The sequence below is a fragment of the Bradyrhizobium macuxiense genome (assembly GCF_007993935.1).
Classification (GTDB): Bacteria; Pseudomonadota; Alphaproteobacteria; order Rhizobiales; family Xanthobacteraceae; genus Bradyrhizobium; species Bradyrhizobium macuxiense_A.
Genome location: NZ_VITY01000008.1, coordinates 157,827 through 181,797, shown reverse-complemented (window position 1 = coordinate 181,797; position 23,971 = coordinate 157,827). Strand labels below are relative to the sequence as shown.

Sequence of the window (23,971 nt, the reverse complement as noted above, 5' to 3'; positions counted from 1 at the left end):
GCCTGCTGCCACGCCGGGCAAAAGAGGATCATTGGCGGCCGCGGCCTAGTTCAACACCCTTTTCCCGTCCGGGCTCGGGCTGTCCAGCGAGAACGTCGGCACGTCGATCTCGAAGCGCTCGCCGGCTTCGGTGACCATCTGGTAGCTGCCGGTCATGAAGCCGGAGGCGGTCGGCAGCGGCACGCCTGAGGTGTATTCGAAGCGCTCGCCGGGCGCGAGCACCGGTTGCTCGCCGACGACGCCCTCGCCGCGCACCTCCTGGCGGCGGCCGGTGGCGTCGGTGATGATCCAGTGCCGCGTCCGCAGCTGCACCGTTTCCGGGCCGGAATTGACGATCACGATCTTGTACGACCAGAAATACTCGCGCCGGTCGACCGACGAGCGCTCGGGCATGAAGTTCGGCTCGACGGTGACTTCGATCTGGCGGGTAACGGCGCGGTACATACGGCTCAATCCGATGGTCTTGGTGCGTGATCCGGTTTCGACCGGATCACGCTCAATCTGGGCGCCATCATAGCCAATTGGTCAGCCGGAACCAATCGCCTGCCAGGCTGTGAAAACCCGGCCCCGTGGACGGTCCGTTCATCGCGCTTTCAACATAGTTCCGCTCTAAAGCGCGGCCGCATGTCGCCGCACTCTGCGCTTTGTCGGCAAGTCGCGGACCGATATTATGTTTTCAGCACGGCATGCGGGCGTCCGCAGCTGACACGGTGTTTGATGAGCTCGATTGCCGATCCCATAGCCGGTTCGCCGGTGGCTGACGCCAAAGCCGAGGCGAAGGTTGCAGCGGCGGCGCCCGCGATCACGCTGCCGGCGACCGGTGAGCGTGAGCTGCGGCTCGATCTGTTCCGCGGGCTCGCGCTGTGGCTGATCTTCATCGATCATCTGCCGACCAATCTTTTGACCTGGCTGACGATCCGCAATTACGGCTTCTCCGACGCCACCGAGATCTTCATCTTCATCTCCGGCTACACCGCGGCCTTCGTCTATGGCCGCGCGATGCTGGAGGGCGGCTTCGTGATCGCGACCGCGCGCATCCTGCGCCGGGTCTGGCAGATCTATGTCGCGCACGTCTTCCTGTTCACGATCTTCCTCGCCGAGATCTCCTATGTCGCGACCTCGTTCGAGAACCCGCTGTACAGCGAGGAAATGGGGATCATGGACTTCCTCAAGCAGCCCGACGTCACCATCGTTCAGGCGCTGCTGCTGCGCTTCCGCCCCGTCAACATGGACGTGCTGCCGCTCTATATCGTGCTGATGCTGTTCCTGCCGCTGATCCTGTGGCTGATGAAATGGAAGCCTGACGTCACGCTCGGCCTGTCGGTGCTGCTCTACGCGCTGACCTGGCAGTTCGATCTTTACCTTTCGGCCTATCCGAACGGCTTCTGGGCGTTCAATCCGTTCGCCTGGCAATTGCTGTTCGTGTTCGGCGCTTGGTGCGCGCTCGGCGGCGCGCGGCGGATGTCGCGCATCCTGTCGTCGAACATCACGATGTGGATCTGCATCGTCTATCTCGTCGCCGCGTTCTTCGTGACGCTGACCTGGTACGTGCCGCAGCTCGGCCACATCATGCCGAAGGTGATCGAGCAGTGGATGTATCCGATCAACAAGACCGACCTCGACGTGCTGCGGTTCGCGCATTTCCTGGCGCTCGCAGCCCTCACCGTGCGCTTCCTGCCCCGGGATTGGCCGGGGTTGAAATCGCGCTGGCTGCGACCATTGATCCTGTGTGGCCAGCATTCGCTTGAGATATTCTGTCTCGGGGTCTTCCTCGCCTTTGCCGGTCACTTCGTGCTGGCCGAAGTCTCGGGCGGTGCTGCGCTGCACGCCTTGATCAGCGTCTGCGGCATCCTGATCATGTGGGGCATGGCGTGGATTATTTCGTGGTACAAGCACTCCGCCGACAAAGGCGCCTCGAAAAAAGGTGCCACCGGCAACGCCGATCTGGCGGGAGGGGGAGCATGAAGTCCGCGCGGACAATGCTGGGCCTGATGCTGCTGGCCGCCACTTTGGCGGCAGCGCCCGCGCGCGCCGGCGACACCCCCGAGCCTGCACCACCGGCACCGCCCTGCGACGTGCCGGCCTATCTCTTGGCGAGCGAGAGCTCGCTGCCGAAGGTCACCGATGCGGTGAAGGCCAATCAGCCGCTCAACGTGCTGGTGGTGGGCAGCCGCTCCTCGACCATCCCCGGCAACGAGGCGAGCGCTTATCCGGCCACGATGCAGGCGGCGCTGAAGGAGGCGTTTCCGGCGGCAACCATCGATTTATCCGTAGAATTACAGGCAAAAAGCACCGCGGAAGAGACCGCGGGAACCCTTGTTAAGCTTGTTGAGGCAAAAAAGCCTACTTTGGTTATCTGGCAGACCGGGACGGTCGATGCTATGCGAGCGATCGATCCCGACGACTTCCGTACCGCCATCAACGACGGCGTTGTTGCGCTGCGGGGCGCCGGGGCAGACGTGGTGCTGGTCAATCTGCAATACAGCCCGCGCACGGAGACGATGATCTCTGCACCGCCTTATCTCGACAATATCAAGGTGGTGGCGCAGCAGCACGACGTTCCGCTGTTCGACCGGTTCGCGATCATGAAGCAATGGAGCGACGCCGGATATTTTGACCTGTTCAGCACCGCGCACGGTGTCGATCTGGCCAAGAAGGTTCATACCTGTCTCGGCCGCGCCCTGGCGAAATTCGTGATCGATGCGGCCCATCTCGGCCCGGTGCAGCAGAATTAGAGGAAGCAGAGTTGTGATGCGTTTTGCCTTCCCTTTTCGCGCTTCGCTAGCGCGGAGCCTGTGCGCCGCGGCAGTGCTGGCGCTGCTCGCGCCGCTTGCGGTTGTGCCGTCGCGCGCGCAGTCCGGCCAGGCCGACCAGCATGCGGCGCTGTCGTCGGGTGCCGCCACGAAGTCCGAGGCCGCCAAGCCTGAAGCAAGCAAGCCCGCCACGGTCGAAGCCGACGCGGCCAATCCGCAGCCGCAACCGAGCGTCGCCGCGAAGGCGCTCGACAGGGTGAAGCAGGTGGCGAAGTCGGCCTCCGACATCTTCCACCGCGTGCCCTGTCATCAGCCGACCGGCGTGCCCAACAGCACCGGCTCGCTGCCGCATGTCGCGGCCAAGCTCGCCGCCGGCAAGCCGGTCGTCATCATCGCGTTCGGCTCGTCCTCGACCCAGGGCTATGGTTCGTCGGCACCGGAATTTACCTATCCGAACCGGCTCGCCGCGCAGTTGCGCCGGCAATATCCCTCCGCCGACATCACCGTGCTCAACCGCGGCAAGGGCGGCGAGGATGCGCCCGAGATGATGAAGCGACTGCAGACCGAAGTGATCGACATGCATCCCGACATGGTGATCTGGCAGGTCGGCACCAACGCGGTGCTGCGCAACCTCGATCCCGTCGAGACCGCCAAGCAGGTCGAGGACGGCGTGGCGCGCATCCAGGCCGACGGCGCCGACCTCGTGCTGGTCGATCCGCAATATTCGCCGCGCGTCACCGAGCGTCCGGAAAGCGCGCGCGGCATGGTGAAGCTGCTCGGCCGCATCGCCGCGCTGCGCCATGTCGGCATCTTCCCGCGCTTCGAGGTGATGCGCGACTGGCACGAGAAGCAGGCGATCCCGATCAACGATTTCGTCATCGCCGACGGCCTGCACATGAACGACTGGGGCTATGCCTGCTTCGCCCAGCTGCTCGGCGACGACATCATCCGCTCGGTCGGCGCGATCAAGATCGGCGTCAATGTCCCGTCTGATGTCAGGACCTACCGGCCGATGTGATCGGGCGGCCCTGCTGCTTCAGCCGTCATTGCGAGCGAAGCGAAGCAATCCATCTGTCCGCTTGCGCCGATACAATCCATCTGTCCGCTTGCGCCGATAGATGGATTGCTTCGTCGCTTCGCTCCTCGCAATGACGCCGGAGGAAACGGCGCGCCTGCCCAAAAGTCTCGTCATCCCAGCTTCCCCTGCTTGACCTCGCCGCGGTAATCCGCTCCCTTGGCGCCTGCTACCAAGCCTCAAGGGAAACGCTCATGTCTTTCGTGCTGGCCATCGATCAGGGCACCACATCGTCGCGCGCCATGGTGTTTCGCGGCGACATCTCCATCGCCGCGGTCGCGCAGCAGGAGTTTCCGCAGCATTTCCCGGCCTCCGGCTGGGTCGAGCACGAGCCGGAGGACATCTGGACCTCGACCGTGATGGTGTGCCGCGAGGCGCTGGAGAAGGCCGGGCTGAAGGCCAAGGATATCGCCGCGATCGGCATCACCAACCAGCGCGAGACCACCGTGGTGTGGGACCGCGCCACCGGCCAGGCCGTGCACCGCGCCATCGTCTGGCAGGACCGTCGCACCGCCGACATCTGCGCCAAACTGAAAGCGGAGGGCCATGAGCCCGCGATCTCGGCCAAGACCGGCCTGATCATCGATCCCTATTTCTCCGGCACCAAGGTCGCCTGGATCCTCGACCACGTGCCGGGCGCCCGCGAGCGCGCCGAGCGCGGCGAGCTCTTGTTCGGCACCGTCGATTGTTACCTCCTGTGGCGGCTCACCGGCGGGAAGGTGCACGCGACCGACGCGACCAACGCCTCGCGCACGCTGCTGTTCAACATCCACACCGGCGCCTGGGACGACGACCTCATCAACCTCCTGCGTGTGCCGCGCTCGATGCTGCCCGAGGTGAAGGATTCCTCCGCCCGATTCGGCGAGAGCACGGCTGATCTGTTCGGCGGCCCGATCGCGATCTCGGGGATTGCCGGCGACCAGCAGGCCGCGACCATCGGCCAGGCCTGCTTCGAGCCCGGCATGATGAAGTCGACCTACGGTACCGGCTGCTTCGCGCTGCTCAACACCGGCACCACGCCGGTGGCCTCGAAGAACAAGCTGCTCACCACCATCGCCTACCAGCTCGGCGGACAGCGCACCTACGCGCTCGAAGGCTCGATCTTCGTCGCCGGGTCCGCGGTGCAGTGGCTGCGCGACGGGCTCGGCATCATCAAGCATGCCGCCGAGACCGGACCGCTTGCCGACAAATCCGACAGCATGCAGAGCGTCTACCTCGTGCCGGCCTTTGTCGGCATGGGCGCGCCGTACTGGAATCCGCGCGTGCGCGGCGCGCTGTTCGGCCTCACCCGCAACACCGGCCCGGCCGAGCTCGCGCATGCCACGCTGGAGAGCGTCTGCTACCAGACCTTCGACCTGTGGGCCGCGATGCGCACCGACTGGCCGGAGGCGAACGCCGCCAACACCGTGCTGCGCGTCGATGGCGGCATGACCGCATCCGACTGGACCATGCAGCGGCTCGCCGATCTGCTCAATGCGCCGGTCGACCGCCCGATGATCCAGGAGACCACGGCGCTCGGGGCTGCCTATCTCGCGGGCCTCGAGGCCGGGGTCTATCCGGAGCCGGCGAAGTTCGCCGACAATTGGCGGCTCGAGCACCGCTTCCGGCCGGCGATGAGCGAGGCGACCCGCGCGCGCAAGCTCGCCGGCTGGGCCCGCGCCGTGAAGGGCGTGCTGGCGAGCGACGAGGGGGAGTAGGCAGGGTGAAGTTTGAATCACTGGCACGACAGACTCGCTGCACCTCTCCCGCTTGCGGGGGAGGTCGACGCGCGTAGCGCGGCGGGTGGGAGCTCTCTCCGCATCACGACTAGTCCCATCCCGGCAATACCCCACCCCAGCTTTGCTCGTCGCGGCCCGCAAGCGGGAGAGGGAGCAAACCGTCACCGCGGATGCTGACTTCCAACCAATAACAACCATCGGGAGAACAACATGAACACGGATATCAACCGCGTCACCAAGCTACTCACCGCCGCGCTCTGCACCGCGATGCTCGCAGCTCCCGCCGCGGCGCGCGAGAAAGCCAGCCCGCTCGTCTCAGCGCGCGAGGTCAAGACCGACGTCGCCGGGCTGAAGGCGCCGGGCCAGATCCTGGTCGATGTCTGGGGCATTCCGCACATCTATGCCGGCAACGAGCACGACCTGTTCTTCCTGCAAGGCTTCAACGCCGCGCGCGACCGGCTCTGGCAGATCGATCTCTGGCGCAAGCGCGGGCTTGGTCTGCTGGCGAAAGACTTTGGTCCCGCCTATGCAGAGCAGGACAAGGCGCTGCGGCTGTTCCTCTATCGCGGCGACATGACCGCGGAATGGGCCGCCTATGGCCCGAAGGCGAAATCCTATGCCGAGGCGTTCGTCGCCGGCGTCAACGCCTATGTCGCCGACGTCAACGCGGGCAAGCGGCCGCTGCCGATCGAGTTCAGGATCGCGGGCACGAAGCCGGATTTGTGGTCGGCGGAGGATGTCGTGCGCGTTCGCAGCCATAGCCTGACGCGCAACGTCGCCTCCGAGGTGAAGCGTTCGCTGGTCGCCTGCGCCGCGGGCCTCGATGCCGATCGCTTCCGCGTCAAGCTGGAGCCGGAGTGGATCACCAAGATTCCGGATGGCCTCGATCCCTGCAGCGTGCCGAAAGGCGTGCTCGCGGCCTATGACCTCGCCACGCGCCCGGTGAAGTTCGCCGCCCCGAAGGACCAGAAGGCGGCGCTGGCGCACGATCCCGACCGGTTTTTGGCCGAGGCCGATCAGCAGCGCGACACCATCGGCTCCAACAACTGGGTGATCGCCGCATCGCGCACCGCGACGGGGCGCCCGATCCTCGCCAACGATCCGCATCGCGAACATTCGGTGCCGTCGCTGCGCTACATCGTCGGCCTCAACGCGCCCGGCATCTCGGTGATCGGCGCCGGCGAGCCGGCGCTGCCGGGCATCTCGATCGGTCACAACGACACCATCGCCTTCGGCCTCACCATCTTCAACGTCGACCAGGAAGACCTCTACGTCTACGAGCTCAAGTCAGACAATCCGAACCAGTATCGCTACGGCACGGGCTGGGAGGACATGCGGATCGTGCATGAGAAGGAAGCGGTGAAGGGCGAAGCCGACCGCGACCTCGAGCTGAAGTTCACCCGCCACGGTCCGGTGATCTTCGTCGACGCCGACAAGAAGCATGCCTTCGCCGTGCGCTCGATCTGGTTCGAGCCGGGCACCTCGGCCTATTTCGGCTCCTCCGACTACATGACCGCGAAGTCGTGGAACGGCTTCCTCGGCGCGATGCGGCGCTGGGGTGCGCCGTCGGAGAACCAGGTCTATGCCGACACGTCAGGCAATATCGGCTGGGTCGCGGCCGGCAAGACGCCGCGCCGCACCAGCTTCGACGGCCTGATGCCGGTGCCCGGCGACGGCCGCTACGAGTGGCAGGGTTTTCTGTCGCTCGACGAATTGCCGAAACTGTATCAGCCGAAGCAGGGTTTTATCGCCACCGCCAACCAGATGAACCTGCCGGCGGACTATCCGGTGGGCGAGCGCCGGGTCGGCTTCGAATGGGCCGACAGCGCGCGCTGGCAGCGCATCACCGAGGTGCTGCAAGCCAACAACAAGGTGACGCTCGCCGACGCGATGGCGTTGCAGAACGACGACACCGGCATGCTCGCCCGGCGCCTCGTCGCGCTCTTGAGGCCGCTCACGTCTGACGATGCCAACGTCAAGAAGGGTCTCGACCTGCTCAAGGCATGGGATGCGCGCGACACCGAGGACAGCGCCGCGGCCGCTGTCTATGAAGTGTGGATCGCAAACCATCTCGGCCCGGTGCTGCTCAAGACCACGGCGCCGAAGGCGGCCGAGCTGATCGCGCCCGAAGCCTCCAGCATCTCCGCCATTGTGGCCTATCTCGAAAAGCCGGACGCCGCGCTCGGCAGTGATCCGGCGGCGGAGCGCGACCGCGTGCTGCGCGACAGCCTCGGCGCGGCCGTCGCCGATGTCACCGACAAGCTCGGGAGCGATGCGTCCATGTGGCGCTGGGGCCGGTTGCATGTTGCAAAATTCGATCATGCGCTGATGCCGCTCGCCGACAAGACGACCGCGGCGCAGATGCAGGTTGGTCCGCTCGCCTATGGCGGCGCCGCCAACGTGCCGCGCGCCGCCACCTATCGCCGCTCCGACTATCATCTCACCGCGGGCGCTTCGTTCCGCATGGTGCTCGATGTCGGCAATTGGGATGCGAGCCGCACCATCAACACACCCGGCCAGTCCGGCGATCCCTTCAGCGGCCACTACCGCGACCTCGCCCCGCTCTGGGCGACGGGCCAATACGTCCCACTGCTCTACAGCCGCGGCGCGGTGGAAGCGGCGACGGCGGAGGCGATCACGCTGACGCCGAGGTGAGGGGAGACGCCGGGAGTTCCGCCGTCGTCACCTCGTCTGCATCGGCTTGACGGAGGTCTCCATGATCAACGCGCAAATGAAGGTCGCCACCGCGCCTGCACCCGCGCCGTAGAGCGAGAACACCAGGTCGATGAGTAGGATCTTGCCGCCCTCGAGGAAGAACAGGGCCAGCAAGTACACGATCAAATAGACAAGCGCTCCCAGCAGTGTCGCGACAAGGAGCCGGAGGCCGGCAGGTCTCCGGTAATCGTAGCTCTTAAAATAAGCCCGGGCGGTGATGAGCGATGGGACAATGCCGATGGCATAGCAGGTGAACCATCCGTAGACGTTGAGGAGCATTCCCAGGGATGCGTCGATCTTGTCGGCAAGCGAGTCGTGATTGGCGATCGTTGTCGTCAGGAAGAACAATGGCGTGGATATCGGCGGATTGACGACCAGAAATATTATGGCTGCTTGGCCGAAGGAGTATTGGCGAGGAGCGACCCGGGCAACGCTTGGGCTTGATTCGATATTTGACAAACTCGCCTCCGTCGGAAGGTCGCCATTTCGCTCTTGAAACTAAAGTCCGTGGCTTAACGGAATCATACAATCATTGGTTGATCTAGGGTTTTGCTGGATGGATGTCGCCTCGGCGTCATTTGCATCGATCGGCCGGCCGGCCGTGGAAGCGGCAACCGCGGAGGCGATCAAGCCGATGTCGTGGTAAGGGAAGCCGCAAGGCCACGCCACAAACGCCGCCGTCGTCCCGGCGAAAGCGGGGGACCCACTATTCACTTTGTGCCATCAACCTGGTGACGCAGCTGGATCTCCTGCAGCGAGCGTTTGCGATTTGCGCACGGACTTCTCGTTGCGCAGTGCGCGGCGGTCCAAGAAGCAGTGGCTTCCGCCTGCTAGTCTGATCGATCGTGATCGACACCGCGCTGTGGCGATTTTCACATGCGGCGCGAGAACGAATTTTCCGGAAGCGATTGAAAGCTCGACTGGTTAATTCACAGGAGCTGACCATGACGAAAATCATTCTTGTTTCGATCGCAGTTGCTTCTCTCTCCACGGCGGCACTTGCTGATGCTCGAACGGCAGGACACCGGACCCACCATCATCATCTCGTGATGGGTACCGCGCTGAGCCCTGCGGTGCTCAACGCCAACGCCAGTCTCAATGGCGATGTCAGCGACCACGCGATGCACATGCGGAACCTGCGCGATTCCGGCTACAAGCCGAAGGACGATTTCGACGCTTACGGCAATGTGTGGGTTGGCAATTAACGGAATGCGGGAGGGCATGGGGAGCCCTCCCTCAAAGCGAGCTCAAGCAGGTCTACCCGCTCATTGGACTTGGACGTTCGAATGAACGACAGCGGATGTCGTTGGTTAGCTCGTCTGCTTCTCCTGCACCTTGAGCATCGCGCGCGGCGTGTCGTCGCTGAGCTTGCCGTTGGGTGAGGAGGAGGGCGCCACAAACCCGCTGTCGTCCCGGCGAAGGCCGGGACCCATAACCACAGGGTTGCGTTGTTGAACAGCGTTGTGGCCCCAGCGCGCAAGAACAATTGGCATCGGTGGTTATGGGTCCCGGCCTTCGCCGGGACGACGGTGAGTATGTGGCAAGCGCTGTGCGCTCTACTTGTTGCGCTCTGCATTGCATCTGCCGCGACATGCGAATATCTCCGACCGATACGCAGAAACAAAGGTCGCTTAATGCTGCTGCCCGACGGTTACTCCGACATCCCTCATGGCAAGATCGCCGCCGTCGTCACACATCTGGAAATGACTGCGCGCCCGCCACTGCGCGACGATCCGCCGGGCGTGTGGCGCCTGCGCAAGGTCGATTCGCCCGCGCTCGATTGGTACCGCGATCTCTACCGCCGGGTCGGCGAGGCGTGGCTGTGGTTCACCCGCACCGGGCTCGACGACGCCGATCTCGCCTCGCGGATTCACGCGCCCGGCGTCGAGCTCTACGGGCTGGTCGTGGATGGCCAGGATGAAGGCCTGCTCGAACTCGATTTCAGCGTGGGTGGCGAATGCCAGTTGCTCTATTTCGGCGTCACCGCAAAATTCATCGGCACCGGCGCCGCGCGCTTCTTGATGAATCGTGCGCTCGAGATCGCGTGGGCGCGCGACGTCAGCCGAGTCTGGGTCCACACCTGCACCTTCGATCATCCCGCAGCCGTCGCGTTCTACCAGCGCTCCGGCTTTCGTGCCTTCAAGCGGCAGATCGAGGTAGCGGATGATCCGAGGCTCAATGGCAAACTGCCGCGCGATGCGGCGCGGCATGTGCCGGTGATTGGGTAGGGAAGAGGATGATATGTCAGATTTTTCACTGGAACTGCCGGCGGACTTTGCAGACTACGAATGGGAAGTGGAGGCAAAGGGCTGGTTTTCGCAAGCGTCGATCAACGCTTCGGGAAAAAGGTACCGCTTGAATATCTATGACGCGGCGCGTCTCGGTCAGGAGATAGAGGATGAATTGCAGCGCGGCGGCATATTCTTTGAGCCGAATCTGGTGGTCGTTAAATCTGTAACGCGGGCAAACATTGAGCACGCGGCGGCACAGCTGGCACGGTCGGGCGTGTTGCCAACGCTTCTTGCCGAGTGACGCTGCAGCATTCCCGCATCCCTCGCATGTTGCAATGCCGCGCAGCCCATCTAGGATGGTGCAAAGCGCAACCTCTGACCCTGGCTTGGCCGCCACATCTCGAACGCCCTGCTTTCGAGAGCAAAGGCCTGCCGCGGCATGACCTTCGAGATGACAGATGTTCCTGATCGGCCAGTACGACTCGCCCTTTGTCCGCCGCACCGCGATTGCGTTGCGGCTCTATGGATTGCCGTTCGAGCACAAGCCGTGGTCGACCTTCGGCGATGCCGACAAGGTCGCAGCGTACAATCCGGTGCGGCGGGTGCCGACGCTGGTGCTCGACGACGGCGAGGCGCTGATCGAGAGCGGTGCGATCCTGGATTATCTCGACGAGCTGGTCGGGCCGGAGAAGGCGATGATCGCGCGGTCGGGGCCCGAGCGGCGCAAGCATCTGCGCATCACGGCGCTGGCAACCGGGCTCGCCGACAAGGCGGTGAGCCTTGTCTATGAGCGCGTGCTGCGCAAGGAGCAGTTGAAGCTCTGGGTCGAGCGTTGCGAAGCGCAGATATCGGGCGTGCTCGCGGTGCTGGAGCAGGTGCGTGCGTCGGTCGTGTCGCCGTATTGGCTCGGCGATCGCATCGGTCATGCCGATATCGCGGTGGCCTGCGCGCTGCGCTTCACCGGCGAGGCGCATCCGCATCTGTTCGATGCGCGCTATCCGGCGCTCAAGGCCCACGCCGCCCGCTGCGAGGCGCTGCCGCCGTTCCAGGAAATCGTGCAGCCGCTGGCGCCGCCGAAAGGGTAGGGCGTATATCGCCGACCTCTCTCCGCCGTCATTCCGGGGCTCGCGAAGCGAGAGCCCGGAACGACGAAGAAATGCCGTGCAGCAAACTCAGTGTCGTCCTGGCGAAAGCCAGGACCCATTACCCCGAATGTCAATTGTTGTGCGGCGCTGGGGCCGCTATCCCGTTCATCGCCGAGCGCGGTGGTTATGGGTCCTGGCTTTCGCCAGGACGACATCGGTGAATGCGGCGCGGACGGTGGACGGTCGATCGAGAGACAACGTCACCCGCCGCACCCCGCGCCCCCCGAGGCGCGTGCTTCGGGCTACCCATTGTGAGCCCGATCTTCTATGGTGAACCGTTCGGTCCGCATGCGGCGAACTCGATAAATCCATGATATCAAAGGCTTAAGGCTCGGATCGAAGCCTTTGGAGGGCGGTTTGACGCGGTATATTTCGACCAGGGGTGAGGCCCCGGTGCTTGGCTTCTGCGATGTGATGCTGACCGGGCTTGCCCGCGACGGCGGGCTCTACGTGCCCGAGACCTGGCCGCAGCTGTCGCATGAGACCATCGCCGGATTCTTCGGCCGTCCCTATTGGGAGGTCGCGGTCGAGATCATCAGGCCGTTCGCCGCCGGCGAGATTTCCGATGCCGAGCTCGGCCGCATGGCCAACGAAGCCTATGCCACGTTCCGCCATCCCGCGGTGGTGCCGCTCGACCAGGCCGGGCCGAACCAGTTCCTGCTCGAGCTGTTCCACGGGCCGACGCTGGCGTTCAAGGACGTCGCGATGCAGCTGATCTCGCGGCTGATGGATCACGTGCTGGCCAAGCGCGCGCAGCGCACCACCATCGTGGTCGCAACCTCGGGTGATACCGGCGGCGCCGCGGTCGAGGCGTTCGCCAATCTCGACAATGTCGATCTCGTCGTGCTGTTCCCGAACGGGCGCATCTCCGAGGTGCAGCGTCGCATGATGACGACGACCGGCGCGTCCAACGTCCACGCGCTCGCGATCGAAGGCACGTTCGACGATTGCCAGGCGCTGGTGAAGGAGATGTTCAACAACCATCGCTTCCGCGACGCGGTGGCGCTGTCCGGCGTCAACTCGATCAACTGGGCGCGCATCGTGGCGCAGGTGGTCTATTATTTCACCTCGGCGGTGGCGCTCGGCGCGCCGCAGCGCACGGTCGACTTCACGGTGCCGACCGGCAATTTCGGCGACATCTTCGCCGGCTATGTCGCGAAGCGCATGGGGCTGCCGATCCGCTGGCTGCGGATCGCCGCCAACGTCAACGACATCCTGCCGCGCACGCTCAAGACCGGCAATTACGAGGTGCGCGAGGTTCACGCCACGGCATCGCCCTCGATGGACATCCAGGTGTCCTCGAATTTCGAGCGGCTGCTGTTCGAGGCGAGCGGCCGCGATGCCGATCAGGTCCGCCGTCTGATGGCCTCGCTGAAGCAGTCCGGCCGTTTCGTGCTGCCGGATGCGACGCTGGCCGCGGTGCGCCGCGATTTCGACGCCGGCCGCGCCGACGAGACCGAGACGGCGGCGGCGATCCGCGCCGCCTGGCGCGAGGCCGGCGATCTGGTCGATCCGCACACCGCGGTGGCGCTCGCGGTCGCCGATCGCGACACTTCGGACTCCAAGATCCCGAACATCGTGCTGTCGACCGCGCATGCGGCCAAATTCCCCGACGCGGTCGAGGCCGCCTGCGGCGTGCGTCCGCAGCTGCCGGCCTGGCTCGGCGGGTTGATGACGAAATCCGAGCAGATGACGGTCATGAAGAATGATGCCGCGGAGGTCGAGCGCTTCGTGCTGTCGGTCAGCCGTGCCGCCAAGCAGGGAGTTGCCTGATGAGCGTTGAGATCACCAAGCTGCCGAGCGGCCTGACCGTGGTCACCGACACCATGCCGCATCTGGAAACCGCGGCGCTTGGGGTCTGGGCCGGGGTCGGCGGTCGCGACGAGAAGCCGAACGAACACGGCATCTCGCATCTGCTCGAACACATGGCGTTCAAAGGCACCGCGCGGCGCTCCTCGCGCGAAATCGTCGAGGAGATCGAGGCGGTCGGCGGCGACCTCAATGCTGGCACCTCGACCGAGACCACGGCCTATTATGCGCGGGTGATGAAGGCGGACGTGCCGCTGGCGCTCGACGTGCTCTCCGACATCCTCGCCAACCCGACCTTCGTGCCGGACGAGCTCGAGCGCGAGAAGAGCGTCATCGTGCAGGAGATCGGCGCGGCGCAGGATACGCCCGACGACGTCGTGTTCGAGCATCTCAACGAGCTCTGCTACCCGGACCAGCCGATGGGGCGTTCGCTGCTCGGCACCGCCAAGACGCTGAAGGCCTTCAACCGCGATACGCTGCGCGGCTATCTCTCGACCCATTACCGCGCCCCCGACATGGTGGTCGCCGCCGCCGGCGCCGTCGACCACAAGCGGGTCGTCGAGGACGTCACGCAGAAGTTCGCGAGCTTCGACGCCACGCCGGCGCCGAAACCGCAGCCGGCGATGTTCGGCAAGGGCGGCTCAAAGGTGGTGCACCGCGATCTCGAGCAGGCGCATCTGACGCTGGCGCTGGAAGGCGTGCCACAGACCGACCTGTCGCTGTTCTCGCTGCAGGTCTTCACCAACACGCTGGGCGGCGGGATGTCGTCGCGGCTGTTCCAGGAGGTGCGCGAGAAGCGCGGGCTGTGCTACTCGATCTACACCTTCCACGCCCCCTACACCGACACCGGCTTCTTCGGCCTCTACACCGGGACCGATCCGGCCGACGCGCCGGAGATGATGGAAGTCATCGTCGACGTCATCAATGACGCCGTGGAGACCCTGACCGAGGCCGAGGTCGCGCGCGCCAAGGCGCAGATGAAGGCCGGGCTGTTGATGGCGCTGGAAAGCTGTTCATCCCGGGCCGAGCAGCTGGCACGCCATGTGCTAGCCTATGGCCGGCCGCAGACGGTGGAGGAGCTGGTGGCACGGATCGATGCGGTCAGCGTCGAATCGAGCCGCAACGCCGCCCGCGCGCTGCTGTCGCGCAGCCGGCCCGCCGTTGTTGCCCTCGGCAGCGGAAGAGGTCTGGACACGGCGGTGTCTTTTGCGGAAGGATTGACGCAGTCGAAGGCAAAGACGCTGCTGCATTAGAAGTTACCTCTCCCCGCCTGCGGGGAGAGGTCGGATTGCGCAGCAATCCGGGTGAGGGGGTACAGATCCCAACAATCGGCTCGCTTGTGGAAAGCAGCCCCTCACCCCAACGCTCGAAGAGCGAGCTTTGCTCGTCTCGGCCCCGCAAGGGCGGGGCGAGGGAGCAATAGGCGGGAGTGTTGGGCCATGGCCCTGTTTCGTTTGCCGTCCGGTGGACCCGCTGCACTGATGCCGCGCGGTCACGGGCTGTTGCTGCGTGCGCCGCAAATGTCGGATTTCCCGCAATGGGCGCAATTGCGCGAGTTCAGCCGCGCCTATCTCACGCCTTGGGAGCCGATCTGGCCCTCCGACGACCTGACCCGCGCCGGCTTCCGCCGCAGGCTGCGCCGCTACTCCGAGGATATCGCCGCCGATCGCTCCTATCCGTTCATCATCTTCCGCGAATCGGACGGGGTGATGATCGGCGGGATCACGCTGGCCAATGTCCGCCGCGGCATCGTACAGGCCGGCACGATCGGCTATTGGGTCGGCCTGCCGCATGCCCATCGCGGCTACATGACGACGGCGCTGCGAGTGCTGCTGCCCTCGCTGTTCGGCGAGCTCAATCTGCATCGCATCGAGGCGGCCTGCATCCCCTCCAATGCGTCGTCGATCCGGGTGCTGGAGAAGTGCGGGTTCACCCGCGAGGGCCTGGCGCGGCGCTATCTCTGCATCAACGGGATCTGGCAGGACCATTTGCTGTTCGGCCTGTTGCACGAGGATTTCCGCGGCTGAATCGCAAAGCCTGCCGGCTGATGGCCAGCGCCGCCCGGCGCCTTCCGGATGTCTTGTTACATGCCCTTCACATGCCTTGGGTTCGCCGCCATTGGCTTGCTATAACGCCCGCGAAACGGGAACTCGGTTTGGAGATTTGAGGATATCGATGGGTGACAGGGTGATCAGGTTCGCGCTCGCGGCGGCGGTATCGATCGGTCTCGGTGCCACCCTGCTGCCGGAGGCCAGCTCGGCGCAGTCGCTGAGCGACCGCTTCAAGAGCCTGTTCGGCGGTGGTTCGTCGGATTCGGACAAGCCGGCCGCGCCCGCGGCGCCGCAGCAGCTGAACGACGCCGACGCCGAACTGACCTGCCCGCCGGTGCAGATCCGCTCCGGGGCCTCGACCTATTCGGTGGCTGCGAACGGCAAGGAGGCGGTCGGCAACGACGTCAAGTTCCTGGCCTCGATCACGCGCACGGCGCGGCAGTGCAACCTGAATGGCGGCGTGATCACCGCCAAGATCGGGATCCAGGGGCGGATCATCGTCGGTCCCCAGGGCGCCCCGCCGACCGTTCAGGTGCCGCTGCGCGTCGCCGTGGTGCTCGGCGGCGTCGGCGAGAAGACCATCGCGACCAAGGCCTACACGACCACGGTGCAGATGGACGATAGCGGCAGCGTGCCGTTCAGCCTGGTTGCCGAGGATGTCGTCTATCCGGCGCCGTCGCCGGCCGACAACGACAATTACATCTTCTATATCGGCTTCGATCCGCAGGCCCTGAAGCCGGAACCGAAGCCGCGCGCGCCGCACAAGAAGAAGTAGCGCCAGAACGTTTTCCAGCGAACCGGTGCCGGTTCGCGTGTCGCGGACAGATTTGAACAAAGAAAAAGGCCGGCGCGATGATCTCGCGCCGGCCTTTTTTTTGGAAGCAGTTGTGCTCGCGTCAGTTCAGCTTGGAGCGGACCTCGGCGATACCCTTGCCGACGAGGTCGTCGGCAACCGAGCCCTTGACCGACTGCGACAGGATGGTCGAGGCGGCGGTCACGGCGGCGTTGGCCGCGGCGGCGCGGACATCGGCCACGGCCTGGGCCTCGGCCTGGGCGATCTTGCTCTCGGCGGTCTTGGTCCGCCGGGCGACAAAATCTTCCATCTTGGTCTTGGCTTCAGCCGCGATCCGCTCGGCTTCGGCCTTGGCGTTGGAGATGATGTCCTGGGCCTCGCGCTCCGCGCTGGCGCGGCGCGCCTTGTACTCGCCGAGCAGCTTGTTGGCCTCGTCCTTCAGACGGCGGGCGTCCTCCAGCTCGGCCTTGATGCGCTCGGCACGATGATCGAGCGCCGTCAGCAGGGTGCGATGGACGCCGAGGTAGCCGAACACGACCAGCAGAATGACGAAGGCGATCGCAACCCAGGTTTCCGGTTCGTAAAACATCGTCTATCCCTTCAGCGACGCGTCGACGGCGCTGTTGACCGCATTCGCGTCCGGCGTGACGCCGGCGAGTTGCTGGACGATGGTGCCGGCCGCATCCGCCGCGATGCCGCGGACGTTGCTCATGGCGTTGGTCCTCGTCGTTGCGATCTGCTTCTCGGCGTCGGCGAGCTTGGCCGCCAGTTTCTCTTCCAGCGCCTTGCGCTCGGCTTCCGAGGCCGCGTTCAGCTTCTCGCGGGTCTCGTTGCCGATCGCCTGGGCGTTGGCGCGCGCATTCGCCAGCTCGGTTTCATAGGCCTTCAGCGCCGCGTCGGACTCGTCCTTCAGCTTCTGCGCCTCGGCCAGATCGCCCTCGATCTTGTTCTGACGTGCGTCGATCGTCCCGCCGACGCGCGGCAGTGCGATACGCGACACGATCAGATAGAGCGCGACAAATGCAATCGCCAGCGACACCAGCTGCGAGGCGTAGTTGGACGAATCGAACGGCGGAAAGGTTCCGCCGTGATGTCCGCCTTCGGCCTCGGTGTGGGCGCCGGCCGCCTGGCCTTTTGCCTCGCCATGACTCTCAGCCATGGTGTTCTCCTGTTGCTGTCATGCGCGCCGCCCTGGAATGATCCTTGGGCGGCGCGAAGGAAGTGCCGCTCAGAGCGGAACGAACAGCAGGAGCAGCGCGATCAGCAGCGAGAAGATGCCGAGCGCTTCGGTCACGGCGAAGCCGAAGATCAGGTTGCCGAACTGACCCTGAGCGGCCGAGGGGTTACGCACCGCAGCGGCGAGGTAGTTGCCGAAGATGATGCCCACGCCGACGCCCGCACCGCCCATGCCGATGCACGCGATGCCCGCGCCGATAAGTTTTGCTGCTGCCGGTTCCATTTGTAGCTCCTTGAGAAAGATAGACAGATTGGTGGGTGGAGATTCCCCGGACCGCTTAGTGTCCCGGATGAATGGCGTCGTTGAGGTAGATGCAGGTCAGGATCGCGAACACGTAGGCCTGCAGGAACGCGACCAGCAGTTCGAGGGCGTACAGCGCAATCGTGAGCGCCAGCGGCAGCACGCCGCCGACCCAGCCGAGCGCGCCCAGCGAGAAGCCGAGCATCGCGACGAAGCCCGCGAACACCTTGAGCGCGATGTGGCCGGCCAGCATGTTGGCGAACAGACGAACGCTGTGCGAGACCGGCCGCAGGAAGAACGACAGGACCTCGATGAACATGACCAGCGGCAGGATGTAGATCGGAACGCCGGAGGGGACGAAGATCTTGAAGAATTTCAGACCGTTCTTGTAGAGGCCGTAGAACAGGACGGTGAAGAACACCAGCAGCGCAAGGGCTGCGGTCACGATCAGGTGGCTCGAGATCGTGAAGGTGTAGGGGATGACGCCGACAAGGTTCGAGACGCAGAGGAACATGAAGATCGAGAAGATCAGCGGGAAGAACTTCATGCCTTCCGAGCCGGCCGTGCTGCGAATCGTGGTGGCGACGAACTCGTAGGAGATCTCGGCGACCGACTGCAGCCGTCCCGGAACCAGGTCCCGGCCGCTCGCCAGCATCAGCAGCGCGATCAGGAGCACCGCGATGAACATGTAGAGCGACGAATTGGTGAAGGCGATCGTGTGATTGCCGATGTGGCCGAGCGTGAAGAGGGGCTCGATATTGAACTGATGGATCGGGTCGATTTTCATCCGCGCGGCTCTTGGTCCACCGGCCGTGTCGCCGGTTATCGAATTTCAAATGTCGTGACTTCCGCCGGCGCTCAGCGCTTGCCCGAGGCCACGCCCGCGGACCTCACCACGTTGACCACCCCGGCGACGAAGCCGAGCAGCGTTAACACGATGAAGCCGAATGGCGACGTCGACAGCAAACGGTCGAACCCCCAGCCAATCGCCGCCCCGACGGCAACGCCCGCGATCAGCTCCGAGGAAAGACGAAAACCGAGCGCCATCGCCGAAGCTCTGGCGGCACTGTCCCCGCTTTCTGTACCGGATTGATCAGTCTTGCTCCTGCGGCTGTCGCGAATTTCTGACAACCGATGATCGAGACTTCCGAGCCTTGCGGAAAGCGCAGCTTCGTCAGGAGGCGATTGATCGCGACTTCCATCTGCGTCGTGGTTGGTGTTCTCAGCCATGCTGCAAACACTAACCGATGCCGCGGATGATGGAAATTGCGCCCGTCCCCGTCAAAAGCCGCGCGGACCATACTTACCGCGTCTAATCAAGTCAAGATTGCGTCGTAACCAGTTATTGCTTTGATTCTGCTGGATTTATTTTGAGATATTCAAGGTCAGAGTGACGCAGTGATCGCAGTGCAACAGCTTGTATGCCTTGAAGCGATGTTGCGTGGCTTTTCCTGCTCTGCTGGGATCAGCGAAAGTCCTCGTCCCTCGTGCAGTCAAGGTTCCGCATGGCGCGCCAAATCGACTACTACTTCTCGCTGCAATCGCCCTGGGCCTATATCGGCCACAAGCCCTTCACTCGGCTCGTAAGCATTTACGATCTCAAGGTAAATTACCGGCCCGTGCTGCTCGTCGATCTGTTCTCGGAGACCGGCGGGCTGCCGCTCGCCAAGCGCCATCCGGTACGGCAGCGCTATCGGCTGATCGAGCTGCAGCGCTGGCGCGACAAGCGTGGGCTGAATTTTCACCTGCAACCGGCCAACTGGCCGTTCAACGGACGCCTTGCCGACGGCGTCGTGATCGCGATGCTCGAAGCCGGGCTCGACCCCGAGCCGTTTCTGCAACGTGCCTATCCGGCGGTCTGGGAGCTTGAGCTCAACCTTGCCGACCCCGCAACGCTGGTGAAGCTCGCCGACGATGCAGGTCTGCCCGGCCGGCAGCTGATGGAGCGCTCGGGCAGTGATGCGATCAGCGCGGCCTATGAGCAGAACCGGCAGAATGCGTTGGACGCCGGCGTGTTCGGTTCGCCCGGATATGTGCTCGATGGTGAGGTGTTCTGGGGCCAGGACCGGATCGAATTGCTCGAGGACGCGTTGAAGTCAGGCCGCAAGCCCTATAGCTCTGTGGTTGAGGGGCCGGAATCAGGTTGAGGCGGAGCAAGCCCATGCCCATCGCGATGTCGTCGTCGAAGATGTCGTCCTGGAAATTGTCCATCGCAATTGCTGCCATCCTGATCTCGAGCGGTGCGGCATTGGCGCAAGCCGCGCCCGATACCGAGAACGGCCGCTACGCGCTGTCGCCGGCCGGCGATGGCTTCCTGCGCCTCGACACCCGCACCGGCGCGGTGTCGACCTGCACCAATTCCAGCGCCGGCTGGGCCTGCTACATGGTGCCGGACGAGCGCGCGGCACTCGACGCCGAGATCGGGCGCCTGCAGGCCGACAATGACAGATTGAAAGGCGAGCTTGCCGCGCGCGCACCATCGGCCAAGACCGACGAGGCGTTGCCGAAATCGGATCAGCTGAAGAAGCCGGAGCCCAAGGTTGCGGAGGGCGAGCGCAAGATCGAGATCCCGCTGCCGAGCGACCGCGACATGGATCGCATGATGTCGTTCGTCGAGCGGGCCTGGCGGCGGCTGATCGAGATGGCCAACCGCGTGCAGCGCGACGTCAACGGCGGCAAGATTTGATGTTGTGCTGACACTGTTACCACAGCGTCGTCCCGGCGAAGGCCGGGACCCATACGCCGCGGCCCCTCAAGTTCGAAGACTCGGAGTTGATGTGTCGCCTAACCAATGGATGTGGGTGGTTATGGGTCCCGGCGTTCGCCGGGACGACAGGTTGAAAGAGTTCAAATGACCTCACCGAAAACCATCACGCGCTCGGCGCCATCTTCCATCGCGGCAACCAGCATCGTGTCGTCGCGCCTGACGGTCGAAACCTCGCGCGCCGGCTTCACCGACATCACGCGCGAGGTCGCCAAGTTCCTGCGCGAGGTGCGCGCCGGCGAGGGCGCGGTGACGCTGTTCATCCGTCACACCTCGGCGTCGCTGACGATCCAGGAGAATGCCGATCCGACCGTGCTGGCCGATTTGATGACGGCGCTCGATCGCGCCGCGCCGGAAGACGGCGGCTGGCGTCACGACACCGAAGGGCCCGATGACATGCCGGCGCATATCAAGACCATGCTGACGGCGACCTCGCTGCAGGTCCCCGTGCTCGATGGCGAGATGGCGCTCGGCACCTGGCAGGGCATCTATCTGATCGAGCATCGCGCCCAGGCGCACCGGCGCGAGATCGTGCTGCAATTCATCGGTGTGATCAGAGCCTGACCGCGGAGTACACCTGAAAAGAAACCGGCCGCGGATCGCTCCGCGGCCGGTTCATCGAAAGGATCGTGTCGGCTGTCAGGTCTTGCTGATGTCGACGTCCTTGGTCTCGGGCAGGAAGATCGCGCCGACCACCGCGGTGATCGCCGCGAAGATGATCGGATACCAGAGGCCGGCATAGATATCGCCGGTCGAGGCGACGATCGCGAACGCGGTCGCTGGCAGCAATCCGCCGAACCAGCCGTTGCCGATATGGTAGGGCAGCGACATCGACGTGTAGCGGATCTTGGTCGGGAACAACTCGACCAGCATCGCGGCGATCGGTCCGTACACCATGGTCACGAAGATCACCAGGATGAACAGCAATCCGATCACGGCGGCGACCTGCGGACGGAAGATGTCGAACGGGTGCGCCATCTTGACGATGCCGGCGTCGCCGGCCTTCGGATAGCCGGCGGCGGCCACCGCGGCCGTGATCGCCGGGTTGCCGTCCTTGGCGTTGGCGTACGGGACTTCCTTGCCGTTGACCATGACCTTCACGCCGGAGCCGGCCGCGCCGTAGGTCGTCGAGTACTTGACCGACGACTGGGCGAGGAAGGCGCGGGCGGTGTCGCAGGGCGCAGTGAAGACGCGGGTGCCGACCGGGTTGAACAGGTCGCCGCAGCCCACGGGGTCGGCGACCACCTCGACCTTGGTCGATTCGATCGCCTTCTCCAGCGCCGGGTTGGCGTTGGAGGAGATCATCTTGAAGATCGGGATGAAGGTCAGCGCCGCGATCGCACAGCCCGCCAGGATGATCGGCTTGCGGCCGATCCGGTCCGACAGGGCCCCGAACACGATGAAGAAGCCGGTGCCGAACAGCAGCGACCAGGCGATCAGCAAGTTGGCGGTGTAGCCGTCGACCTTGAGGATCGATTGCAGGAAGAACAGCGCGTAGAACTGGCCGGTGTACCAGACCACGCCCTGACCCATGGTGCCGCCGAGCAGCGCCAGGATCACGATCTTGGCGTTGGACCAATTGGCGAAGGCCTCGGTCAGCGGCGCCTTGGAGCTCTTGCCCTCGTCCTTCATGCGCTGGAACACCGGCGATTCATTCAGTCGCAGCCGGATCCAGACCGAGATGCCGAGCAGCAGCACCGACACCAGGAACGGAACGCGCCAGCCCCAATCGGCGAAGTCCTTTTCGCCCGTGATCGAACGGGTGAACAGGATCACCAGCAGCGACAGGAACAGGCCGAGCGTGGCCGTGGTCTGGATGAACGAGGTGTAGTAGCCGCGCTTGCCGTTCGGTGCGTGTTCGGCGACGTAGGTCGCGGCGCCACCATACTCGCCGCCGAGCGCGAGGCCCTGCAGCAGGCGCAGCGAGATCAGGATGATCGGCGCCACGATGCCGATGGACTTGGCGCTGGGCAAGAGGCCGACGATGAAGGTCGACAGGCCCATGATCAGGATGGTGACGAGGAAGGTGTATTTGCGGCCGACGATGTCGCCGACGCGGCCGAACACGATCGCGCCGAACGGGCGGACCAGGAAGCCCGCGGCGAACGCCAGCAACGCGAAGATGTCGCGGGTCGCCGGCGGATAGTCGGAGAAGAATTGCGCGCCGATGATCCCGGCCAGTGAGCCGTAGAGATAGAAGTCGTACCACTCGAACACGGTGCCGAGCGACGACGCGAGGATGACGAACCGCTCATCCTTCGTCATGCCGGCGGGCCGCGCCGAAGTTGCAGTCATTGTGGACATCTGGATTGCTCCCCCCGAATTATTGCTGCCATGCTCGCTCCCGTCTGCCGGGTCAGGCCCGAATAGGCCCCAAGCTTGAGTTAAAAGGTAACATCGCAGTGAAACCTGCCCCAATAAGACTTTTGGCTTTTACACGCTTGAACTTATCTTTGGAGGCGAGAGCTGGATGGAACGGCCGGCGTGCGTCTATTGCGGCGCACAAGCTCGGCCGGTTAACTGCGTTGGCATCTGGCATTTTCGGGCCCTTGCGTGATACTGCCGCGCGGGCGACAACCGAACGGCGCGGGCTTGCCCGCTTGTGGGACTGAGATGACTGCTGCTGCCAATACTCATCTTGTCATCGCCGACGACCATCCGCTGTTCCGCGATGCGTTGCGTCAGGCGGTGTCGAGCGTCGTGAGTTCGGCCACGATCAGCGAGGCCGGATCGTTCGAGGACCTGACTGCGCTCCTGGAGCGGGACTCCGAGGTCGACCTGATCCTGCTCGACCTGAGCATGCCGGGGATCAGCGGCTTTTCCGGCCTGATCTACCTGCGGGCGCAGTATCCGGCCATTCCGGTGGTCATCGTCTCCGCCAGCGACGATGCCGGAACCATCCGCCGTTCGCTCGACTTCGGCGCCTCCGGTTTCATCCCCAAGCGCTTCGGCGTCGAGACGCTGCGGGATGCCATCATGAAGGTGATGGAGGGCGACGTCTGGGTTCCGCCGGACACCGATCTGTCGGCCGCCGGCGATCCCGACATGACGCGGCTGCGCGACCGCCTGGTCACGCTGACCCCGCAGCAGGTGCGGGTGCTGATGATGCTGTCCGAGGGGCTGCTGAACAAGCAGATCGCCTACGAGCTCGGCGTCTCCGAAGCGACCATCAAGGCCCATGTCTCGGCCATTTTGCAGAAGCTCGGCGTCGAAAGCCGAACCCAAGCCGTGATCGCCGCCGCCAAGATCGCCGGCGGCCAATGGCGCCAGGGCACGCCGTCGACGTAAGGCCGTTACCTTTCTCTGTCCCGTCATCCTGAGGAGCCGCGAAGCGGCGTCTCGAAGGATGAACGGCCCGGCCGGTGGCCCGTCGACCCTTCGAGACGCGCTACGCGCTCCTCAGGGTGACGGGAAGGATCGGAATGCGCGGTGAGAAGGAT

At 64.5% G+C, this 23,971-nt stretch carries 25 protein-coding genes; 17 read left to right on the top strand and 8 right to left on the bottom strand.

Annotated elements, in window-relative coordinates; translation table 11 throughout:
- Nucleotides 1-45: 45 nt before the first annotated feature.
- Nucleotides 46-444, bottom strand: a complete 399-nt coding sequence (apaG, locus tag FBZ93_RS21925) for a Co2+/Mg2+ efflux protein ApaG (protein WP_146988385.1) — start codon at nt 442-444, stop codon at nt 46-48.
- 273 nt (nt 445-717) lie between these two features.
- Between apaG and FBZ93_RS21920 the strand changes: the two genes are divergently transcribed.
- The 5 genes from FBZ93_RS21920 to FBZ93_RS21900 all read left to right on the top strand — a co-directional run bounded on the left by FBZ93_RS21920 (nt 718) and on the right by FBZ93_RS21900 (nt 8,201).
- Nucleotides 718-1,965, top strand: a complete 1,248-nt coding sequence (locus FBZ93_RS21920) for an OpgC domain-containing protein (protein WP_146988383.1) — start codon at nt 718-720, stop codon at nt 1,963-1,965.
- Entirely contained in the window at nt 1,962-2,735 is a 774-nt protein-coding gene (locus tag FBZ93_RS21915) for an SGNH/GDSL hydrolase family protein (RefSeq protein ID WP_146988381.1), read from the top strand. The genes FBZ93_RS21920 and FBZ93_RS21915 overlap by 4 nt, the downstream gene beginning before the upstream one ends.
- Before the next feature lie 16 nt (nt 2,736-2,751).
- Complete coding sequence (locus tag FBZ93_RS21910) at nt 2,752-3,771, top strand: SGNH/GDSL hydrolase family protein (protein ID WP_146988379.1); 1,020 nt, start codon at nt 2,752-2,754, stop codon at nt 3,769-3,771.
- Nucleotides 3,772-4,022: 251 nt separating this feature from the next.
- Entirely contained in the window at nt 4,023-5,525 is a 1,503-nt protein-coding gene (gene glpK / locus FBZ93_RS21905; protein WP_146988377.1) for a glycerol kinase GlpK, read from the top strand.
- A gap of 231 nt (nt 5,526-5,756) precedes the next feature.
- Nucleotides 5,757-8,201, top strand: coding sequence for a penicillin acylase family protein (locus tag FBZ93_RS21900; RefSeq protein ID WP_146988375.1), 2,445 nt, complete (start codon nt 5,757-5,759; stop codon nt 8,199-8,201).
- 27 nt (nt 8,202-8,228) lie between these two features.
- Here the strand turns inward: FBZ93_RS21900 and FBZ93_RS21895 are convergent, their stop codons facing one another.
- Nucleotides 8,229-8,720: a hypothetical protein gene (locus tag FBZ93_RS21895; protein WP_146988373.1), complete on the bottom strand. Its 492-nt coding sequence runs from the start codon at nt 8,718-8,720 to the stop codon at nt 8,229-8,231.
- 386 nt (nt 8,721-9,106) lie between these two features.
- Here FBZ93_RS21895 and FBZ93_RS21890 point away from each other — a divergent pair, with 386 nt between their 5' ends.
- From FBZ93_RS21890 to FBZ93_RS21855, 8 genes are all read left to right on the top strand, one after another.
- Nucleotides 9,107-9,466 carry a hypothetical protein gene (locus FBZ93_RS21890; protein ID WP_146988371.1) on the top strand — a complete coding sequence of 120 codons (360 nt, stop codon included), beginning with the start codon at nt 9,107-9,109 and terminating at the stop codon, nt 9,464-9,466.
- A gap of 429 nt (nt 9,467-9,895) precedes the next feature.
- Nucleotides 9,896-10,489: a GNAT family N-acetyltransferase gene (locus FBZ93_RS21885; protein WP_146988735.1), complete on the top strand. Its 594-nt coding sequence runs from the start codon at nt 9,896-9,898 to the stop codon at nt 10,487-10,489.
- 13 nt (nt 10,490-10,502) lie between these two features.
- Nucleotides 10,503-10,793, top strand: a complete 291-nt coding sequence (locus FBZ93_RS21880) for a hypothetical protein (RefSeq protein ID WP_146988369.1) — start codon at nt 10,503-10,505, stop codon at nt 10,791-10,793.
- A gap of 157 nt (nt 10,794-10,950) precedes the next feature.
- Nucleotides 10,951-11,577, top strand: a complete 627-nt coding sequence (locus tag FBZ93_RS21875; protein ID WP_146988367.1) for a glutathione S-transferase family protein — start codon at nt 10,951-10,953, stop codon at nt 11,575-11,577.
- 417 nt (nt 11,578-11,994) lie between these two features.
- Nucleotides 11,995-13,410 (top strand): threonine synthase, encoded by a 1,416-nt coding sequence (gene thrC / locus FBZ93_RS21870; protein ID WP_167529156.1) that lies wholly within the window; start codon nt 11,995-11,997, stop codon nt 13,408-13,410.
- Nucleotides 13,410-14,699: a M16 family metallopeptidase gene (locus FBZ93_RS21865; protein ID WP_146988363.1), complete on the top strand. Its 1,290-nt coding sequence runs from the start codon at nt 13,410-13,412 to the stop codon at nt 14,697-14,699. Before thrC ends, FBZ93_RS21865 begins: the two co-directional genes overlap by 1 nt.
- Nucleotides 14,700-14,885: 186 nt before the next feature.
- Nucleotides 14,886-15,473: a GNAT family N-acetyltransferase gene (locus FBZ93_RS21860; RefSeq protein WP_021076543.1), complete on the top strand. Its 588-nt coding sequence runs from the start codon at nt 14,886-14,888 to the stop codon at nt 15,471-15,473.
- 148 nt (nt 15,474-15,621) lie between these two features.
- On the top strand, nt 15,622-16,272 hold the full coding sequence (locus FBZ93_RS21855; RefSeq protein ID WP_146988361.1) for a hypothetical protein: 651 nt from the start codon (nt 15,622-15,624) through the stop codon (nt 16,270-16,272).
- Between the two features lie 121 nt (nt 16,273-16,393).
- On the opposite strand, the gene FBZ93_RS21850 is transcribed toward FBZ93_RS21855, so the two are convergent.
- The 5 genes from FBZ93_RS21850 to FBZ93_RS21830 form a co-directional block, all read right to left on the bottom strand.
- Nucleotides 16,394-16,879 (bottom strand): ATP F0F1 synthase subunit B, encoded by a 486-nt coding sequence (locus FBZ93_RS21850; RefSeq protein ID WP_074129611.1) that lies wholly within the window; start codon nt 16,877-16,879, stop codon nt 16,394-16,396.
- A gap of 3 nt (nt 16,880-16,882) precedes the next feature.
- Nucleotides 16,883-17,449 (bottom strand): F0F1 ATP synthase subunit B, encoded by a 567-nt coding sequence (locus tag FBZ93_RS21845; protein ID WP_146988360.1) that lies wholly within the window; start codon nt 17,447-17,449, stop codon nt 16,883-16,885.
- Nucleotides 17,450-17,518: 69 nt separating this feature from the next.
- Nucleotides 17,519-17,749 carry a F0F1 ATP synthase subunit C gene (locus FBZ93_RS21840; RefSeq protein WP_016847054.1) on the bottom strand — a complete coding sequence of 77 codons (231 nt, stop codon included), beginning with the start codon at nt 17,747-17,749 and terminating at the stop codon, nt 17,519-17,521.
- 55 nt (nt 17,750-17,804) lie between these two features.
- A complete protein-coding gene (locus FBZ93_RS21835) occupies nt 17,805-18,554 on the bottom strand; it encodes a F0F1 ATP synthase subunit A (RefSeq protein ID WP_074129613.1) in 750 nt (249 codons plus the stop codon).
- 71 nt (nt 18,555-18,625) lie between these two features.
- Nucleotides 18,626-18,997, bottom strand: coding sequence for an AtpZ/AtpI family protein (locus FBZ93_RS21830; RefSeq protein ID WP_146988358.1), 372 nt, complete (start codon nt 18,995-18,997; stop codon nt 18,626-18,628).
- A gap of 275 nt (nt 18,998-19,272) precedes the next feature.
- Between FBZ93_RS21830 and FBZ93_RS21825 the strand changes: the two genes are divergently transcribed.
- From FBZ93_RS21825 to FBZ93_RS21815, 3 genes are all read left to right on the top strand, one after another.
- On the top strand, nt 19,273-19,914 hold the full coding sequence (locus FBZ93_RS21825) for a 2-hydroxychromene-2-carboxylate isomerase (protein WP_146988356.1): 642 nt from the start codon (nt 19,273-19,275) through the stop codon (nt 19,912-19,914).
- A gap of 14 nt (nt 19,915-19,928) precedes the next feature.
- Nucleotides 19,929-20,453: a hypothetical protein gene (locus FBZ93_RS21820; protein WP_146988354.1), complete on the top strand. Its 525-nt coding sequence runs from the start codon at nt 19,929-19,931 to the stop codon at nt 20,451-20,453.
- Nucleotides 20,454-20,618: 165 nt separating this feature from the next.
- A complete protein-coding gene (locus tag FBZ93_RS21815) occupies nt 20,619-21,095 on the top strand; it encodes a secondary thiamine-phosphate synthase enzyme YjbQ (RefSeq protein WP_146988352.1) in 477 nt (158 codons plus the stop codon).
- 75 nt (nt 21,096-21,170) lie between these two features.
- On the opposite strand, the gene FBZ93_RS21810 is transcribed toward FBZ93_RS21815, so the two are convergent.
- Nucleotides 21,171-22,796, bottom strand: coding sequence for an MFS transporter (locus FBZ93_RS21810; RefSeq protein WP_208764044.1), 1,626 nt, complete (start codon nt 22,794-22,796; stop codon nt 21,171-21,173).
- A 348-nt stretch (nt 22,797-23,144) separates the two neighbouring features.
- On the opposite strand from FBZ93_RS21810, the gene FBZ93_RS21805 reads away from it, so the two are divergent.
- Nucleotides 23,145-23,819, top strand: a complete 675-nt coding sequence (locus tag FBZ93_RS21805) for a response regulator (protein WP_146988348.1) — start codon at nt 23,145-23,147, stop codon at nt 23,817-23,819.
- The last annotated feature ends 152 nt before the right edge of the window (nt 23,820-23,971 follow it).